Raw genomic sequence first — 17580 nt, forward strand, 5'->3', positions numbered from 1 at the left:
CTACTTCACAAATAGAACCGAGACTTTGATCAGCAATTCACAAAATAGACGAAAAAATATTGCTCAATATTTCACAAATGTGTCAAAAAGTCATCCAATATGATGCAAGATTGCCAGACTGACCAAATGACACAATCTCTGACTGGTTCATATTAAGTACTTTACAACGATTCATTTCAAAAATAAAGCCTAAAATACCTAAAAAGTCCCGCCCTATGTGACGGATTTTTGTCTATTTTGTTGCTTATTTATGTCGGATGCTAGGATAAATGACCCTTTATTATCGTACATCAACACATCGTTCCTTGCGAACAAAATGCTTGCCCCGCACCAGCACTCGTTTCTCAGCACTCCGTCATAAACAGATTTTAGGCAGGATGCCTCTTTTCATTTGAAGCGGCAAGTGGAGAAAAGTTGAATAGTAAATTTTTAATATATTAATAATTTCAATTTTTAAGTATACTTAACATAGTGAACAATTTCACTGCATCAAGAATAGGGGAGGTTTTTCAATGGGAGAGCTTCAAACACACATGCAATTGCAAACGGATACAATTCACGAAGGGGTTCGAAAAGAGAATTGGTTTGCGAAAGCCATGAATATAAAAGTAGGCATCATACCGCTTCCTGTGTATGCCTTGCTGTTTATATTAATCACTGTTTTTGTTATGCATCACGATGTAAAAAGTGACATTTTGACATCCATTGCCGTCATGGCGTTTTTCGGATTTACCTTTGCCCAAATCGGCAAATCGATACCGATTGTTCGTTCTATCGGCGGCCCGGCCATCCTAGCTACTTTTATTCCGTCCGCTGTCGTGTACTATCACCTGCTGCCTAATGATATCGTCAAATCCACCACAGAATTTACAGAAAACTCAAACTTTCTATATTTGTTTATCGCCGGTATTGTCGTCGGAAGCATTCTCGGCATGAAAAGAGAAACACTCGTAAAAGCATTCATGAAAATCTTTATTCCGCTTATTGTCGGTTCTGTCACAGCCGCTATTGTCGGACTGGCTGTCGGGACATTGCTCGGACTCGGATTTCAGCATACCCTGCTGTACATTGTCATTCCGATCATGGCTGGAGGAGTCGGAGAAGGCGCTATCCCGCTGTCCATCGGATATTCTGACATCATGCCCATTTCTCAAGGGGAAGCGTTTGCACTTGTTCTGCCATCGATTATGCTGGGCAGCCTGTGCGCGATTATTCTAGCGGGATTGCTGAACCGCATCGGAAAGAAAAAACCGGAATGGACAGGCAACGGCAAAGTGGACCGCTCCGAAGAAGAGTCCCCTGCGCTGGAGGAATCACAAAGCGGACAGCAAATGTTCAACCTTTCTTTATTTGCGTCAGGCGGTATCCTTGCTGTTTCTTTATACTTAGTTGGCATGCTCGCTCACGATTTTTTCGGTTTTCCGGCACCCGTTGCCATGCTGTTACTGGCTGTTCTAATCAAGCTGTTCAGATTGGTGCCTGCCTCAATTGAAAATGGCACGTTTGGAGTGTCCCGCTTTTTTTCAACAGCTGTGACCTACCCGCTTCTCTTTGCGATTGGGGTATCCATGACGCCGTGGGACAAGCTTGTCGCCGCTTTTAACCTCAGCAATATTATTACGATTCTGTCTGTCGTTGTGACCATGATGGCCGTCGGCTTCTTCACTGGAAAATGGCTGAACATGTATCCGATTGAAACCGCCATTATTAATGCATGCCATTCTGGGCAAGGCGGCACCGGTGACGTTGCCATTTTAAGCGCCGCTGAAAGGCTTGAGCTAATGCCTTTCGCCCAAGTGTCTACCCGCATCGGGGGCGCGATTACAGTATCCTTAACCTTATTGCTGCTGCACCAGTTTTATTGATCCCCGCAAGCAAGTTCTTCGTCAAACGAAAGAGCTTGCTTTTTTGCATGTCCATGTTTTTGCAAGTTCCCGCCTCATGCTATAGTAATAGTTGGAAATACTAGATAGAAAGGAATATGGCATGCCTATGGGAACTCATCTATTTCTCTTTATGCTTCTCGGGCTGGGATTTTATTTGATATCAGCCCTGGCAGCAAAACTCATTCCGGCCGTAGACTTCTGGATTGATATTGTTCTTTGGGTCGGCGCTGCAGTTTACATCTTCTCTCATCTCTCATTCATGGACGGCATTGTCTCAATCGCGACAATGTTCTTCTGCTATTGGACCGCAATGGATCTCATTGTTTCAGAGCGTGCGGAAAAACCTTCGGGAGACTGGCAGGAAATCGAGCTTGCCAAAAACAAAACACGCCTCCTGTCAGACATTACGCTGACCGCCATTGTGTTTGCAGGGGCTGTTATTTTTTTCATCTATGGACCTGACACAAGCCCTCTCAAATATGTGATCCTTCTCGGCATGATCTCCGGCGGAGGGGCACTGGTGAAGCGTATACTGAATGTTTTTAGCGTAAAGGTTTTTTATTCAGCAGCCTTAGAAAAATTGCATATCAGCTCACACTATGAAACCCGTACATACCCGCTTTCCGATTTGAAGGACATTCAACTTGAATCAACGGCTGATCTCTTAAAGCTCCATCCGCTTCTGACGATGTATTCATCACGTTTAGATTTGACAACAAGCTTTCAGCAAGTCATTAAACTGTCTCTACCCGGCGAAACACTGTTTTTGACGGTGAAGGAACCGCAAAAATGGAAAACAATTCTCCAGGAATACACAGATGCAGAAAACAATGTGGACAATGTGATTTCTGTTTTGCCGTTTTATCATAGAAAAAATGTGAAGCGGCTGCTCGGGAAGCTTTATTTTGCCGCCAGCGTAAAAGGGGTATCCGCTTACGCCTTATTGGTGCTCGCGTTATACGCATTACATGCCTCTCCATGGGTCATGGCTGTTGCCGTAATCCTGTATTGGGTATTCAACATGTATATGTCAGACCGTGTGTTGCGGGCGGCGATGGACGCCAAGCCTTGTCATCATCCGCATGTACAGGCAGCGGCCGATAAGATTTTCCGATCGGCCGGCATTTCCCATGTCCGTATATACGAAATGGAGAGTGATGATTACAACGGGATGGCAGTAGGCATGAATGTCGGGAGGTCAATGGTCATCCTGACAAGCGCCACACTAACACTTCCACAGCGTGTCATCGAAGGCATTCTGGCCCATGAGGCAATTCATATCAAAAAACGTGACGTTCTGTCATCACAGCTTTTGCGTTTTCTATTTCTTGGAGCTGTCGTTGGGATTTTCCTCTTGTTTGGGCAGCATATCACCCATCCCGCGGCCCACAAAATTGCGCTTTGGGCTTTCATTATGGCAATCATTATCCTGTTCCAGCTCTATCAATCCTTTTGTTCACAATGGATGGAGGTGCGTGCTGACAACCTTGGCGCATCATTGCTGGAGGGCGGTTACAAACAAATGGCTGAAGCCTTAAGAATCTTGGCGGTTCGGCAGGATGAGGACATACAGAAACAAAGCGCCTACAGCTCTAAAATAGGTGAAGACGAGCTTCAAATTGACTCTCTCACCCGTGATAAAAGCTGGTTTTTCAGATTGATTGATTTTCAGTTCGCTCCTCATCCCCCTATGTATTGGCGTGTCGGCACTTTATTGTCAAACAAAGGACATGGGGTGCTAAAGCGCTGGCTCAGAGACCGCCTGAAAGAATCAATCACTTTGAAATGAAACCGGTCAGCGTTTCATCCGTATAACAGATATGGTGAAAAAAGGGAGTGACCAGAAGTGATAGTGATATTATTGATAATAGCTATTATTGTTTTTCTTTCGGTCATTCAGCCGCAGCCATCGGATAACAAAAGCCGCCAGCAGGCGGACAGCGGGTATTTCGGTTATTCAAATCATAGCTCGCACCATGATGGATGCGGCAGTGACGGAGGTTTCAGCGATTCCGGCTGTGGCGGCGGAGGGGGCGGCGATTAAACGCCGCCTTTTTTTATTTCATTGATTCGATGTACGCACCAAAAGCCGAGCCTGACATGCCTGGGGACACGCGCACACGATGGAGGGCATACATTCCCTGGTCTCTCGAAGCCGCGCCCGGTTCTGTCGTCACGCCCATTTGATAGCCTGTTTTTTCAGCGGCCTTCAGCGTCTCCTCATTGTAGCGCCCTACCGGATAGCTGATGATGGTGGTTTGCTGATGAAACATGTGGTCGAACAGCTTTTTCGAATCAGCCATCTCACTTTGCTGCTGTTGAGGCGTTAATCCGTTCAGCTCAAGGTGGTCAATCGTATGGCTTTCAATCGATATGCCGTGCTGTGCCATTTCCTTCATTTGTTCCTCTGTCAGATGGTGCTTATGTCCGATCGATTTGCCGATCATAAAAATCGTTGCCTTCATCCCATACTTTTTCAGCACCGGAAACGCATCTTGATAATTGTCGGTGTACCCGTCATCAAATGTGATCAGCACGCACTTCTCACTCGGTTTTTTATCCTGCGTCAGCATGAGATATGCCTCTTTCGGCGTTAATGTCTGATAGCCGTTATCATGAAGCCACTTCATATGCGCCTCGAATTCTTTCTTTGGCACACGGAGGCTGTTTCCTGAAGAAATGCTGTGGTACATCAAAATCGGCAGCTTTGCCGGTTTCTCTGTTTTGATCCATGCGGATGTATCGTCTTCTTTTTTCTGAACTTGTACTGCCTTTTTTTCCGGTTTCTTTTGTTCCGCTTTTGGCATCGGCTGCTCTGCATTCGCCTCTTGATCAGCGCAAGCCGCAAGAGCCAAGCAGCTTCCCAAAAGAAAGATGCTTAAAAACAATCGTTTCATCGTTCTCCTGCTTTCTGTCTATTTCTTCCTCCTTTTTCATCGGTTTGATTCTGAGATTTTCAATAGCAAAAAACCGGACATGTCTCCATGTCCGGTTTTTTGATCTTATCGGATTCTCACTTCTGTCTCACTGTCAAAGAAATGGCCTTTGTTCATATCAAATGCGACCGTCAGCTCATCGCCCGATTGAATATCGAGGCGGGCGTCGATCCGCGCAATAAAGTCTTGGTTGTCGATCTGCGAATAAATCATGATTTCAGAACCGAGCAGCTCTGCAACATTGATTTTGGCCTTAATCGAAGAGTTCTTATATGATTCCACGACAATCAATTCATCATGTATATCCTCAGGACGGATGCCGAAGATGACCTCTTTGCCAATGTAGCCTTTTTCACGCAGCACTTTCATTTTTCCTTCCGGGACGGTTAATGCCGCAGAACCGATTTTGATTAAGCCATCCGTGAGCTTCCCTTTGAAAAAGTTCATCGCTGGTGATCCGATAAACCCGCCGACAAAGACGTTTTCAGGGAATTCATATACATCCTTCGGCGTCCCGATCTGCTGAATTTTCCCATCTTTCATGACTACGATCCGTGTCGCCATCGTCAGCGCTTCTGTCTGGTCATGCGTCACATAAATCGTAGTAGTCTGCAGTCTCTGGTGGAGCTTAATGATTTCCGCCCGCATTTGCACCCTCAGCTTCGCGTCCAGGTTTGACAAAGGCTCATCCATCAGGAACACCTTTGCATCCCGCACGATTGCCCGGCCCAGCGCAACCCTCTGTCTCTGTCCGCCTGACAGCGCTTTCGGTTTACGGTGCAAATATTCCTCCAGCCCGAGAATTTTAGCCGCTTCTTCTACTCTTTTTTTGATTTCAGGCTTCGGCATTTTCCGAAGCTTGAGCCCGAAGGCGATATTATCGTAGACCGTCATATGCGGATAGAGCGCGTAGTTCTGAAATACCATCGCGATATCCCTGTCCTTTGGCGCTACATCATTGACCCGTTTTCCTTCAATATAAAAATCGCCTTTCGAAATTTCTTCAAGTCCTGCGACCATTCGCAGCGTCGTTGATTTCCCGCAGCCGGACGGGCCGACGAATACGATAAATTCCTTATCGGCAATATGAAGGTTAAAGTCATCAACCGCCGGTTCCTTTTGATCATAAAATTTATAAATATGCTCCATCCTCAATTCAGCCATCTAACATCCCCCTTTGTTATTGTAAACGCTTTCTTACATTGAGTGTAACAGCAATTTCCTCTCGCTAAAATGGGCAGCGTTCATAAAATCACCCAGCCGTTTTTCGTGCATATTTCCAATTTATTCTGAACTTTCACTTTGCAGGCAGATAAAATAGGCAAGAAGCGCGCCTTTGTACGATTTGATATCTATCCCTGACCGCTCAATAAATTTATCAATCCGATATTGCAGGCTGTTGCGATGCAGATGCAGCTTTTTCGCTGTTAATGTAACGTTTGAGTTGTTTTCAATAAACAGCTTAATGGTCTTCCTTAGCTCAGCTTCACTTCCAAATAAAAGCTCAGCTTCTTCAGAGAGCAGCGTTTCCAGTTTTTCTTTTTCTGTTTCTAATAATAGAAAAGGAAAGATCATCTCAAAGGTCACACTCTGCACCTGAGGCAGCCGTTTTTCAGCAAACAGGAAATACGCCTGTTCACGGGCATAATGTTTTCGCAGACACTCATCCGGCTCGTAAAATCTTCCGGCGTAAAAACGGACACTGAAGTAGAAATCACTTTCAAGAACCTTTGCGAGCGATTCCAGTTCGTCCTTCTCCGCCGCCGCTTCACTTTCCTGCTCGACAATCACGCCTCTGTCCTCATGGATCCACACAATCACAAAAGACACCGGCCAAAAATGGCGAACCGCTTCCGTAAAGGACGTCCTTTCTATTTTGCCGAATAAATGAAATTGAACAAATCTCGTCCGTTTCTTTATGTACGCCGGCAATTCCCCTCTGGAAAAAAGGAACGAAAACCACTTGTTTTCCTCAGGTGATTTCATAGACATTTGATTGCCCTCATCCGCAGGCGTCAAAAATGACTGCAGCACCAATACTTCTTTTTCACTGATCTCTGTTTTCGGAATGGAGATATATCTCTGATTGCTCTCATCAAAAAAACATAGACAGCCTTCCCTTATGCAAAGCTCCTCAGACACAATCGAACCGGGATAAATAGCCAGCAGCGATTTCATAGAGTCTCCTCTCTTATGTAAGGATCTGTATATTCAGTATAAGGCGAAACACACATGTTCTCCACTAAAAAAGAGTATATCCGGTATAGATAGACGAGAAACTGAAAGGGAAACCTCATTCGTTTACATATTGGCTTCAGCGGAAATAGAAGAGGATATGCAGGACCAAAGGAGGGTCATCTTATGAGTTTCGAAACGTTAAACAAAAGTTTTATCAACGGAAAATGGACTGAGGGAGAAAGCGGACGTACGGAGGACATTTTGAATCCGTATGACCAGTCTGTGATCACAACAGCATCTTTGGCAACGGGCAAACAGCTGGAGGATGCGTTTGACATTGCACAGAAAGCCCAAAAAGAGTGGGCCAAGAGCACGACGGAAGACCGAAAAGCCGTCCTGCAAAAAGCGCGCGGCTATTTACAGGAAAACCGTGATGACATCATCATGATGATCGCCCGCGAAACTGGTGGAACGATCATTAAATCAACAATCGAGCTGGAACAAACGATTGCGATTTTAGATGAAGCCATGACGTATACTGGTGAATTAGGCGGCGTCAAAGAGGTTCCATCAGACATTGAAGGGAAAATCAATAAGATTTACCGCCTTCCGCTTGGTGTCATTTCATCGATTTCTCCATTTAATTTTCCAATGAATTTATCTATGAGATCCATTGCGCCCGCAATTGCACTGGGTAACAGTGTTGTTCACAAGCCTGATATCCAAACCGCTCTTTCCGGCTGGACCATCATTGCGAAAGCGTTTGAACACGCCGGTCTTCCTGCCGGTGTCCTTAACGTCATGCTGACGGATGTAAAGGAAATCGGGGACGGCATGCTCACCAATCCAATCCCGAGATTAATCAGCTTTACGGGATCAACCGCAGTCGGGCGCCACATCGGTGAAATCGCCGGTCGCGCCTTCAAACGAATGGCCCTTGAACTCGGCGGCAACAATCCATTTGCCGTTCTTTCAGATGCGGATGTCGATCGTGCTGTGGATGCCGCGATTTTCGGTAAATTTATTCACCAGGGACAAATCTGTATGATTATCAACAGGATCATCGTTCATCAAGATGTGTACGATGAGTTTGTAGAAAAGTTCACCGCCCGTGTCAAACAGCTGCCGTACGGCGATCAAACCGATCCGAAAACCGTTGTCGGCCCGCTGATCAACGAGCGCCAAATCGAAAAAGCACTGGAGATCATTGAGCAGGCAAAGGCAGACGGCATAGAGCTTGCGGTTGAAGGAAAACGCGTCGGAAACGTGCTGACGCCGTACGTCTTTGTCGGTGCGGACAACAACAGCAAAATTGCCCAAACGGAGCTGTTTGCCCCAATCGCAACCATTATTAAAGCTGCCAGCGACCAGGAAGCGATTGACATGGCAAATGATACTGAATACGGCCTCAGCTCTGCGGTTTTCACTTCTGATTTAGAAAAAGGCGAAAAGTTCGCCCTGCAAATTGACAGCGGCATGACCCATGTCAACGACCAGTCCGTCAATGATTCGCCGAATATTGCCTTTGGCGGAAACAAAGCAAGCGGTGTCGGCCGCTTCGGTAATCCGTGGGTCGTCGAGGAATTTACCGTGACCAAATGGATTTCGATACAGAAGCAATACCGCAAATATCCGTTCTAAATGAAAAAATCCCTCTGCTTCAAGTACAGAGGGATTTTTCTTTATTTAGATATATCCACAAACCCTTCGCCAAACACATCGCGTACGTCATGAACGATCACAAACGCTTTTTTGTCGCAGCTTCTAATGATTTTTTTCAGCATAGACAGCTCCTGTTTGTTAATGACGATATACAAAATCTCTTTTGATTGGCCCGTATAATTTCCCTTCCCTGATAAAATCGTCACGCCCCGATCCATCAAGGTATTTACCTGCTCTGCAATCTCACTCTTATTTTCTGAAATCACCGTAATGGCTTTTTTCGTATTCAAACCTTCAATAATGAAGTCCATCACTTTGGTACCGATATACAGCATCACGATCGTAAACATCATTTTTTCTGCACCAATAATAAAATAAGAGCTAAATACTACGATTAAATCAAAAAACAAGAGTGCATAGCTGATATTCCAGTCTAAATATTTATTGGCAATTCTGGCCAGAATCGCGGAACCAGCCGTCGTCCCGCCGACCCGGATAATCATGCCGATCCCGACTCCGGCAAATACACCTGCGAAAATCGTATTAATGATCAATTCATCAGACGGAATGCTCCACCCATGTGTCAGATGAAGAAAAAGCGAATTTGCCGCAACCGCAATGATCGTATAAACCGTTGTTTTTCCATCAAGAAACTTGTAGCCGATTAAAAGCAAAAACGCATTTAAGATAAAGTTCGTGACACCAGGAGACCATTGAAACAGATAATACAAAATCAGCGTAATCCCAGTGACTCCGCCTTCCCCAAGATCATTGGGAATCGCAAATAAATTAACCGCAAGCGCGAAGAAAAAAGCGCCAATCACAAGCATAAGTACATCCAGCATTCTCTTTTTCATCACGAAAACACTCCTTCTCATTGTTCTGTTCTAGCAAATAAAAAAACCCAGGAGAACGCTCTCGAAAAAGAGCAGAAACTCCTGGGCTTTTATCCCACCGTGTCATAACAGCCAAGCTGCTATGTGTTTTCTCTCGGTCACAGTCCAATTTGCATTGCGGAACCCTAGAAAACCACTGTTTTTATCATATCCTTTTCACTTTCCAATATTAGCATTATAAGGGACGGTTCGAATTGGTTCAAGGGGTATTTGCGGAGATTTAATCGGTAAATTAATAGGAATAAAAAAGATGACTGCTGTTAATAAATGAAAAATTTGACCGATATAATACAAAGTACCTTTTTTAAGAAAAAACTAAAATAATATTTCTGATTTATCATTGACTACACATAAATATATAGGCAAAATAGAATATATATTAAACATTTAATTACATAGGAGGAAATATAATGTCAGGTAAACTAACACACTGTAAAGCTTGCGGTCAAGAGATTGCAAAGGGTGTTAAAAAATGTCCGAACTGCGGTAAAGACCAACGTAATTTTTTTATGAGACATAAAATCATTACGATCATTCTAGCGATAGTACTCATTATCATTATTGCAAACATTGGAAACAGCGGAGATTCCCAAGCTTCTACTACAACAACCAGCTCCGATTCTAAAAAGTCGACAAAAACAGTACAAAAGACTGATATAGAAAAACTATATACCAATGCCGATCAATTTAAAAATTATAAAGTTGATCTGTATGTAAAGGTTTTTGACGTTGAACAAGACGATGATGGTACATATCTTCAAGGCTACAACAATCCAGAAAAGTTAAGCAAAAATACGCTTATAATGAGCGACGACCCTGAATTAGACATTAAAGATGACGACATTATTCATGTAGTCGGTACGGTGAAAGACAAATATGATGGTGAAAACGCTTTGGGCGGTTCTGTTTCAGCACCAAGAATCATTGCTGATTCCATTGAAAAAAGCGACTATGCAACAGCGTTTGCTCCTGCTAAAAAAACAATTAACGTGAATAAAACCCAAAACCAGCACGGATTTGCACTCACGCTTCAAAAAGTTGAACTTGCTGAAAAAGAAACTCGCCTTTATGTAAAGATAGAAAACAAATCACAAGATGAAATCAGCTTTTATGACTTCAATGCCAAAATTACAGCTGATAATAAACAAATTGAGCCTAAATCCGACCTATCAGAATATCCTGAAATTCAAAGCGAAATCTTACCTGGGGTTAAAACTGAAGGGATTATTGTTTTCCCTAAAATCGATAGCAAAACAGCAAACGTCATTTTAGAAGGATCTTCCGAAAACTATGATATTACAATCAATCCATTTACCTTTGAAATAAACTTAGATAAATAAAGAGAAGGGCTAGGGAAAAACCCTGCCCTTCTTTTTATGATTTTACACTCTTATACCCATTCACATTAGAAGACTGCCATCTCCAGGAATCAGCACACATTTCCTCAAGGCCGCGTTTCGCTTCCCAGCCCAGTTCCCGCTTGGCTTTCGCAGGATCTGCAAAGCATGTGGCGATGTCTCCCGGACGGCGGTCCGCAAAACGGTACGGAACCTCTTTCCCTGACACTTTTTCAAAGGCTTTGACCATTTCAAGCACGCTGTAGCCTGTGCCTGTTCCAAGGTTGTATGCATCGGCTCCTGTAGAGTTCAATACTTTTTCCAGCGCCTTGACGTGGCCTTCTGCGAGATCAACGACGTGAATATAATCGCGTACGCCTGTCCCGTCTTTTGTCGGATAGTCATTTCCGAATACGCTTAATTGCTCGAGCTTCCCGACTGCTACCTGGGCCACATACGGCATAAGGTTATTTGGGATTCCGTTCGGGTCTTCACCGATCCGTCCGCTTGGATGCGCGCCGAACGGATTAAAGTAACGAAGCAGCGCAACGCTCCACTCGTTGTCAGCTGTATGCAAATCACGCAATATTTGTTCCAGCATGAGCTTCGTCTGTCCATAAGGGTTTGTCGCACCTAATGGAAAGTCTTCCGTAATCGGCGATGTTTCCGGAACGCCGTACACTGTCGCAGATGAACTAAATACGATTTTCTTGACGCCGAATTTCTCCATGGCCTCGCATAAAATAAACGTTCCTGTCAGATTGTTATGATAATATTTGAGGGGAATCGCAACAGATTCACCGACTGCTTTTAACCCTGCAAAATGAATCACAGCTTCGATTTCATTTTCAGCAAAAACGGAATCTACCGCTTCCCGGTCCAATAAATCCGCTTCGTAGAACGTTAAATCTTTTCCCGTAATCTCCTTGACACGGTTCAGCGCCTCAGCCGAACTGTTGGACAGATTATCAAGAACAACAATCTCGTAGCCGCTGTTCAATAATTCAACACATGTGTGGCTGCCAATGTACCCGGCACCGCCAGTAACAAGTATTGCCATGATGTAAACCCTCCTAAAAAATGACCTGTTTTCATTATATAGTGTTTAGAACCGGTCCACATCCATTTTTAAGAAGTTTAATCGTTTATTAATAGTTTTTTCATATTTTTTAGCTTAAACCCTTGCCAGCAATTCGATAGAGGCTTCAGCAAGAATGTGCTCTTTCATTTCTTGGTAGAGCTCGTTCAAGTAAAAGCCCGGCTGAAGATTCAGCTCAGCATCTAAAGCATAGACCGTCAATGTATACGCATGATCCTTGTCAGGCGGTGTCGGCCCGCAATACTGGTGAATCACCTTTGGATCGTTGCTTCCCGCAAGCGGTGAAGCAAAGCTGTTTTGCCCTTGTATCATCAAGTCCTGTCTTTCCTCACTCGCATGTTCAGGAAGCTCTCCGATGTAAGCCGGAATATTAGCCGCTGTCCAGTGAATCCAGCTGAATCCGCATACGGGAATGGCGTCATGATCGATGAAAGTAAGTGCGAGCGTCTTTGCTCCGGACGGGATGTCATCAAAATGAATCGGAAAGGAGACAAATGGGTTTCCTTCTCTCTTATATTTTTCATCCGCGTATTTTGAATACTTGTCATGTAAATATGGATTTGCTTCTACGTATATGTTCATATGAATCCCTCTCTCTCTATTTTCTCGTCCTATAGGTATACTAAACGAATCGATGTATAATCAGTGATAAACAAATACGCATGTAAACGTAACAATTTGTTATGGATAACTTGCAGTGAAGGAGATATTTCATGGATTTAAAGTGGCTGCAAACCTTTATTGCCGCAGCGGAATCAGAGAGCTTCAGGAAGACGGCTGAGCGTCTGTATCTCACACAGCCTGCCGTTTCTCAGCATATGAGGAAATTGGAAGATGAACTGGGCATGAGGTTGTTTTTGCATAGCGGAAGACGAGTCGTACTGACTGACGAAGGCAGGCTCTTTTTGCCTTATGCCAAAGAAATGATCCATGTTTACCAAGCTGGAAAGCAGAAAGTCAGCCAATGGAAACAGGGGTACAGCCGATCACTCACGCTGGCCGTACACCCCTACATTGCGTCCTATATCTTGCCTCGCTTTCTGCCAGCCTATATCCAAAAAAATCCGCATGTCGAGCTTTCAACTCATGTGGCTGGATCTGACGCTATTAAACAAGCGGTGGAACACAATGAAGCTGATATTGGTTTGTCGCGGAAAGACCCGAACACCAACACTCTTTATTATCAGCATATATGCGAAGGTACGCTTTGTCTGGCGGCTCCTTTCCAAGAAAACAGGCCGGATGCTGCAGCCGTCTTAACCCGCTATCGGCTGCTAACGCATGATCATCCGTCATATGGGGATGCCTTTTTAGATAACATCCGATCACATTACCCGTCTCTTCAAATGATGGCTGTCGGGCAGACGGATACGGCTGTCCACATGATGAAAGCGGGAATGGGGGCATCTTTCCTCCCTACCTACATTATCAAACAGGAAGAAGCCGAAAAAAAGCTGATGGCTGTCAGCACGCCTGCACATCTAGAATTGCCTGCGTCCCAAACGTTTATGATGTGGAAAAGAAACAGCGAAGACATTCAGCATTTTCACGCCATGTTACATGACTTTATGCAGCGCGAACAAGTATAGCAGCTGAAAAATCAATCTGCCGGTTGACGATTTCCTTTCCTATTTTCGCTATGCTTAATCCAGAAAGGATTTGATGACATGGCGATGAGCCCTTATATTTTTATTGTATTGATTCTTATTATTTTATCGATGTATCGAGAAAGAACGGTAAAGCCCGGGAAGTTGCTGATCATTCCGCTGCTGCTCTTATGGGGCGTATCAGCATCGTTTCAGCCGGCGTATTTTCATTCCGTATTACATGTGGCGATCAGCGGCATTTTATTACTGATCGGGCTGGCCTGCGGGTTTGGCATTGGGAAGATGGTAAATGTGCGGATTCACCCGGAAACAGGAAAGGTCACTTCACGCGGCTCACTTGGGAGTGTTATCCTCATTCTAGTGATACTTTCTTTGCGCATGGCCGCGAGAACATGGCTGCCTGAGAGCAACGAGATGTTTATTGCCATTATTCATTCTATGTTCTTCGTTCCCCTCGGCACCATCACAGCCCGCAACATCATGCTTTACAAAGCATACAGACGGCTGACCGCCGGCAAAATATCCATTCAATAACCGAAAGAAGGACCAGCATGAACGGACAAACTCCGGCTCGGCACTACTACAAGAAGCTTGTGCCGAGCCTTATTCTCATTTTGAATTGCATACAATTTTTATCTCATCCAACTAAGGCTGATCCCATTTTGTTAGCATTTGTATTTGCGGTATACTTAGCATTCATTTGGATCATTCCCTATGTGGCATCCACCGCTGTTAGTTTGAGCATATTCGTCGGGCTTTGGATCCTGACCGTTTTTCTTTGGGCTGTTTCCGGCCAAGAGCAGGGAGCCGCCTTTTTTTTACTCGTATTTTTAATGGTTTATGCAGCCATAAAGCTTCCTGCACGGCTGTCTTTGATCCTTACAGTGTGCCTAATTGGGGGCAATGCTTTCTTTTTGTATTCTGTTTTTGACAGCAGCTGGGACGATATCATCAGCAACATCTCGATCATGATCGGGCTCTACGTCTTCTTCTCCTCCATGCGTTTCAGACGAGAAGCGAGAAAGGAGGCTGAACGGAATCATGCTGAATTGGCAAAAATGCATGTGCAGCTGGAGCATGCTCATAAAGAACTCCAGAAAGCGCATGCAGAGCTGCAGGAGGCTTCTGTTCTTTCATTAAGGTACGCGGTCCTTGAGGAGCGTACAAGAATTGCCCGCGACATTCATGACAGCATCGGTCACGAGCTGACTTCTGTGATTGTTCAGCTTCAATCCCTTCCCTATATCCTTAAAAGCAGCAAGGAGAATTCAGAAAAAGTCATTCAAAATGTACTGAGTGTCGCCAGGGAATGTCTTCAAGAAGTACGGTCTGTCGTTCACCAAATGGGCCGTAGTGAATCGATGGTGGGGCTTACCGCTTTGCGGGGGCTCATTCATCAAGTGGAGGAACGGAGCGGCTTGCACGTTTCTTTAGATTCTGCCGGACTGTCAGAAGAGTCTTGGCCTCCAAACGTGAGCGAAACGATCTACCGCATCTTGCAGGAAGCGCTGACCAATATCATTCGTCACGCTGACGCTTCTCATGCGGCGGCCGTCATTTCTAACGACAAGTCCCATCTCTATGTCACAATCACCGACGACGGACAATTCACCGGCAGCCTTACTTATGGATTTGGCCTGACAGGAATGAAAGAGCGCGCAGAAAAAGCAGGCGGTTCCCTTACTTTCAGTGCCGTACAGCCGAGCGGCCTGAAAATTGAGCTGTCATTGCCGCTCATGACAACGAATAAGGAGCAAAAAGATGAACAAAGATAACATACGCGTCGCGCTTGCCGATGATCAGCCGCTTGTGCGTGAAGGCTTCCGCTACATCATCAACGCACAGCCGGATATGACGGTTTCTGGTGAGGCCGGCGACGGTCACGATATTATAGCACTCGCAAAACAAACAAAACCCGATGTCATCCTCATGGATGTCCAGATGCCGCATTGCTCAGGCATCGAAGCGGCGAAAGACATTATGTCCGCACTTCCAGATACAAAGATAGTCATTTTAACCACCTTTGACACGGAAGAATACGTATTTGAAGGCATCCGTGCGGGAGCAGTAGGCTATCTGCTGAAGGATACACTTCCTGAAGAGTTGATAGATGCGATTCGCGCTGCGGCCAGAGGCGAGGCGATTTTCCGTACAGTCACAGCTGCTAAAATTATCAGTGAGACATTTCGGGCGAAGCAACAGCCCCATCCAGAAGAATTGGCAGAGCCGTTCACCAAAAGAGAGCTTGAGGTTCTTCAGCAAATGGCCTACGGACTGAGAAATGAGGATATTGCTGAAAAGCTTTTCGTCAGTGAAAGCACTGTGAAAACCCACGTGCACCGCATCCTGCAAAAATGCAATGCCCAAGACCGGACACAGGCAGTCGTTTTTGCCATTCGAAACGGTATTGTGCAATAGAAATCTCTCATCCCGCCATGCTAAAATAAGACAAAGGAGATGATTGGAAATGAAAGAAGAAATCATTGAACGGTTTACTACATATGTAAAAGTCGACACACAGTCCGATGAATCCGTTGACACTTGTCCTTCCACACCCGGCCAATTGACATTAGGAAACATGCTCGTTGATGAATTGAAGTCCATCGGCATGCAGGATGCAGCCATTGATGAAAACGGCTATGTCATGGCAACTCTTCCCTCCAATACTGAAAAAGACGTGCCGACAATCGGCTTTCTCGCTCACGTCGACACCGCTACAGACTTTACCGGCAAAAACGTGAATCCGCAAATCATCGAAAGCTATGATGGAAAAGACATCGTTCTTAACGAAAAGCTGCAGGTCACCCTGTCACCTGATCAATTCCCTGAGCTGTCCGGCTATAAGGGCCATACACTCATCACCACAGACGGCACCACCCTTCTCGGCGCAGACAATAAGGCCGGTATCGCTGAAATCATGACAGCCATGGATTACCTCATCAAACACCCTGAAATCAAGCACGGCACAATCAGAGTCGCCTTTACGCCTGATGAAGAAATCGGAAGAGGGCCGCACAAATTTGATGTGAAACGGTTCAATGCTTCCTTTGCCTACACGGTTGACGGCGGGCCGCTCGGCGAGCTTGAATATGAAAGCTTCAATGCCGCTGCCGCAAAAATTACGATTAAAGGCAACAACGTACATCCCGGAACAGCTAAAGGGAAAATGATCAACTCTGCGAAAATCGCGATGAAGCTGAACAGCCTGCTGCCGGCAGACGAAGCGCCTGAATATACGGAAGGCTATGAAGGCTTCTACCACCTGCTGTCGATTCAAGGAGACGTAGAGGAAACAAAGCTCCACTACATTATCAGAGACTTTGACAAAGAGAATTTCCAAAACAGAAAAGAAACAATGAAACGTGCCGTTGAAGAACTTCAAAACGAATACGGGCAAGACCGGATTCTGCTGGATATGAACGACCAATACTACAACATGAGAGAGAAAATTGAACCTGTCATCGAAATCGTCAACATTGCCAAGCAAGCGATGGAAAACCTCGGCATCGAGCCGAAGATTTCCCCCATCCGCGGCGGCACCGACGGATCACAGCTGTCCTACATGGGGCTTCCGACGCCAAACATCTTTACCGGCGGGGAAAATTTCCACGGCAAATTTGAATACATCTCAGTTGATAACATGGTCAAAGCCGTAAATGTCATCGTTGAGATTGCAAAGCAGTTTGAAGCGCAAGCATAATGCCAAAAGCCAGTCCAAAAAAGGACTGGCTTTTTTGTGTGAAAATGAAACATTTTTAACGCGTCCTCCGTAAAACAAGTATCAACAAATGAGGAGGAAAAACAATGACAAAACATGCAATCGCTGCAAAGAGTCTCTTGAAAAAATGGATCATTTCCAGGCCGCTTAACATGCAAAAGAAATCCAGCCCATTTCAAAAAATCAGAAAAATGTTCAAACGCTTCTTCAAATAAAACATTCAAATCCCCTAAATACAATCCGTATTCACCCGTACCGCCC

17 protein-coding genes and 1 riboswitch are annotated in these 17580 nt (G+C 45.0%); of the genes, 11 read left to right on the top strand and 6 right to left on the bottom strand.

Going from position 1 to position 17580, the window contains the following annotated elements; translation table 11 throughout:
• The first annotated feature begins 512 nt into the window (after nt 1-512).
• The 3 genes from cimH to WA279_RS10375 all read left to right on the top strand — a co-directional run bounded on the left by cimH (nt 513) and on the right by WA279_RS10375 (nt 3930).
• The gene (cimH, locus tag WA279_RS10365; RefSeq protein WP_336155346.1) at nt 513-1865 is read left to right on the top strand and encodes a citrate/malate transporter CimH; all 1353 of its coding nucleotides are present in this window, start codon (nt 513-515) and stop codon (nt 1863-1865) included.
• Nucleotides 1866-1986: 121 nt separating this feature from the next.
• Nucleotides 1987-3675, top strand: coding sequence for a M56 family metallopeptidase (locus WA279_RS10370; protein ID WP_336155347.1), 1689 nt, complete (start codon nt 1987-1989; stop codon nt 3673-3675).
• Nucleotides 3676-3732: 57 nt separating this feature from the next.
• A complete protein-coding gene (locus WA279_RS10375) occupies nt 3733-3930 on the top strand; it encodes a hypothetical protein (RefSeq protein ID WP_336155348.1) in 198 nt (65 codons plus the stop codon).
• Between the two features lie 13 nt (nt 3931-3943).
• On the opposite strand, the gene WA279_RS10380 is transcribed toward WA279_RS10375, so the two are convergent.
• The 3 genes from WA279_RS10380 to WA279_RS10390 form a co-directional block, all read right to left on the bottom strand.
• Nucleotides 3944-4783, bottom strand: coding sequence for a polysaccharide deacetylase family protein (locus WA279_RS10380; RefSeq protein WP_336155349.1), 840 nt, complete (start codon nt 4781-4783; stop codon nt 3944-3946).
• 105 nt (nt 4784-4888) lie between these two features.
• On the bottom strand, nt 4889-5986 hold the full coding sequence (gene msmX, locus WA279_RS10385; RefSeq protein WP_003242648.1) for a maltodextrin ABC transporter ATP-binding protein MsmX: 1098 nt from the start codon (nt 5984-5986) through the stop codon (nt 4889-4891).
• Between the two features lie 120 nt (nt 5987-6106).
• A complete protein-coding gene (locus WA279_RS10390) occupies nt 6107-7000 on the bottom strand; it encodes a PucR family transcriptional regulator (protein WP_336155350.1) in 894 nt (297 codons plus the stop codon).
• 183 nt (nt 7001-7183) lie between these two features.
• Here WA279_RS10390 and WA279_RS10395 point away from each other — a divergent pair, with 183 nt between their 5' ends.
• Nucleotides 7184-8641, top strand: a complete 1458-nt coding sequence (locus WA279_RS10395) for an aldehyde dehydrogenase family protein (protein WP_336155351.1) — start codon at nt 7184-7186, stop codon at nt 8639-8641.
• A 41-nt stretch (nt 8642-8682) separates the two neighbouring features.
• Here WA279_RS10395 and WA279_RS10400 read toward each other — a convergent pair whose 3' ends face one another.
• Nucleotides 8683-9519 carry a YitT family protein gene (locus tag WA279_RS10400; protein WP_003242615.1) on the bottom strand — a complete coding sequence of 279 codons (837 nt, stop codon included), beginning with the start codon at nt 9517-9519 and terminating at the stop codon, nt 8683-8685.
• 76 nt (nt 9520-9595) lie between these two features.
• Nucleotides 9596-9698: riboswitch (guanidine-I (ykkC/yxkD leader) on the bottom strand.
• 270 nt (nt 9699-9968) lie between these two features.
• Between WA279_RS10400 and WA279_RS20865 the strand changes: the two genes are divergently transcribed.
• Entirely contained in the window at nt 9969-10898 is a 930-nt protein-coding gene (locus tag WA279_RS20865; RefSeq protein WP_442894663.1) for a zinc ribbon domain-containing protein, read from the top strand.
• A 34-nt stretch (nt 10899-10932) separates the two neighbouring features.
• On the opposite strand, the gene galE is transcribed toward WA279_RS20865, so the two are convergent.
• Both galE and WA279_RS10415 read right to left on the bottom strand, forming a co-directional pair.
• Nucleotides 10933-11955, bottom strand: a complete 1023-nt coding sequence (galE, locus tag WA279_RS10410) for a UDP-glucose 4-epimerase GalE (RefSeq protein ID WP_336155352.1) — start codon at nt 11953-11955, stop codon at nt 10933-10935.
• A gap of 114 nt (nt 11956-12069) precedes the next feature.
• Nucleotides 12070-12576: a YbhB/YbcL family Raf kinase inhibitor-like protein gene (locus WA279_RS10415; protein WP_015385045.1), complete on the bottom strand. Its 507-nt coding sequence runs from the start codon at nt 12574-12576 to the stop codon at nt 12070-12072.
• A 131-nt stretch (nt 12577-12707) separates the two neighbouring features.
• On the opposite strand from WA279_RS10415, the gene WA279_RS10420 reads away from it, so the two are divergent.
• From WA279_RS10420 to WA279_RS10445, 6 genes are all read left to right on the top strand, one after another.
• Entirely contained in the window at nt 12708-13583 is an 876-nt protein-coding gene (locus WA279_RS10420; RefSeq protein ID WP_336155353.1) for a LysR family transcriptional regulator, read from the top strand.
• 78 nt (nt 13584-13661) lie between these two features.
• Nucleotides 13662-14135 (top strand): DUF1453 domain-containing protein, encoded by a 474-nt coding sequence (locus WA279_RS10425; protein WP_336155354.1) that lies wholly within the window; start codon nt 13662-13664, stop codon nt 14133-14135.
• A 17-nt stretch (nt 14136-14152) separates the two neighbouring features.
• Nucleotides 14153-15376 carry a sensor histidine kinase gene (locus WA279_RS10430; RefSeq protein ID WP_336155355.1) on the top strand — a complete coding sequence of 408 codons (1224 nt, stop codon included), beginning with the start codon at nt 14153-14155 and terminating at the stop codon, nt 15374-15376.
• Nucleotides 15363-16019, top strand: a complete 657-nt coding sequence (gene yxjL, locus WA279_RS10435) for a two-component system response regulator YxJL (protein WP_076457406.1) — start codon at nt 15363-15365, stop codon at nt 16017-16019. Before WA279_RS10430 ends, yxjL begins: the two co-directional genes overlap by 14 nt.
• A gap of 49 nt (nt 16020-16068) precedes the next feature.
• Nucleotides 16069-17301 carry a peptidase T gene (gene pepT, locus WA279_RS10440; protein ID WP_038429865.1) on the top strand — a complete coding sequence of 411 codons (1233 nt, stop codon included), beginning with the start codon at nt 16069-16071 and terminating at the stop codon, nt 17299-17301.
• Between the two features lie 104 nt (nt 17302-17405).
• Nucleotides 17406-17534, top strand: a complete 129-nt coding sequence (locus WA279_RS10445; protein WP_003227241.1) for a hypothetical protein — start codon at nt 17406-17408, stop codon at nt 17532-17534.
• The last annotated feature ends 46 nt before the right edge of the window (nt 17535-17580 follow it).

This window comes from Bacillus sp. 204(2023), assembly GCF_037027505.1.
In the GTDB taxonomy this organism is placed as follows: domain Bacteria; phylum Bacillota; class Bacilli; order Bacillales; family Bacillaceae; genus Bacillus; species Bacillus subtilis.

Coding starts and splice junctions, on each gene's coding strand:
- galE (WP_336155352.1), bottom strand. CDS start 11,955: ATGGCAATACTTGTTACTGGCGGTGCCGGGTACATTGGCAGCCACACA.
- cimH (WP_336155346.1), top strand. CDS start 513: ATGGGAGAGCTTCAAACACACATGCAATTGCAAACGGATACAATTCAC.
- WA279_RS10430 (WP_336155355.1), top strand. CDS start 14,153: ATGAACGGACAAACTCCGGCTCGGCACTACTACAAGAAGCTTGTGCCG.
- WA279_RS10395 (WP_336155351.1), top strand. CDS start 7,184: ATGAGTTTCGAAACGTTAAACAAAAGTTTTATCAACGGAAAATGGACT.
- WA279_RS10425 (WP_336155354.1), top strand. CDS start 13,662: ATGGCGATGAGCCCTTATATTTTTATTGTATTGATTCTTATTATTTTA.
- WA279_RS20865 (WP_442894663.1), top strand. CDS start 9,969: ATGTCAGGTAAACTAACACACTGTAAAGCTTGCGGTCAAGAGATTGCA.
- WA279_RS10370 (WP_336155347.1), top strand. CDS start 1,987: ATGCCTATGGGAACTCATCTATTTCTCTTTATGCTTCTCGGGCTGGGA.
- WA279_RS10380 (WP_336155349.1), bottom strand. CDS start 4,783: ATGAAACGATTGTTTTTAAGCATCTTTCTTTTGGGAAGCTGCTTGGCT.
- WA279_RS10445 (WP_003227241.1), top strand. CDS start 17,406: ATGACAAAACATGCAATCGCTGCAAAGAGTCTCTTGAAAAAATGGATC.
- WA279_RS10400 (WP_003242615.1), bottom strand. CDS start 9,519: ATGAAAAAGAGAATGCTGGATGTACTTATGCTTGTGATTGGCGCTTTT.
- yxjL (WP_076457406.1), top strand. CDS start 15,363: ATGAACAAAGATAACATACGCGTCGCGCTTGCCGATGATCAGCCGCTT.
- msmX (WP_003242648.1), bottom strand. CDS start 5,986: ATGGCTGAATTGAGGATGGAGCATATTTATAAATTTTATGATCAAAAG.
- pepT (WP_038429865.1), top strand. CDS start 16,069: ATGAAAGAAGAAATCATTGAACGGTTTACTACATATGTAAAAGTCGAC.
- WA279_RS10420 (WP_336155353.1), top strand. CDS start 12,708: ATGGATTTAAAGTGGCTGCAAACCTTTATTGCCGCAGCGGAATCAGAG.
- WA279_RS10415 (WP_015385045.1), bottom strand. CDS start 12,576: ATGAACATATACGTAGAAGCAAATCCATATTTACATGACAAGTATTCA.
- WA279_RS10390 (WP_336155350.1), bottom strand. CDS start 7,000: ATGAAATCGCTGCTGGCTATTTATCCCGGTTCGATTGTGTCTGAGGAG.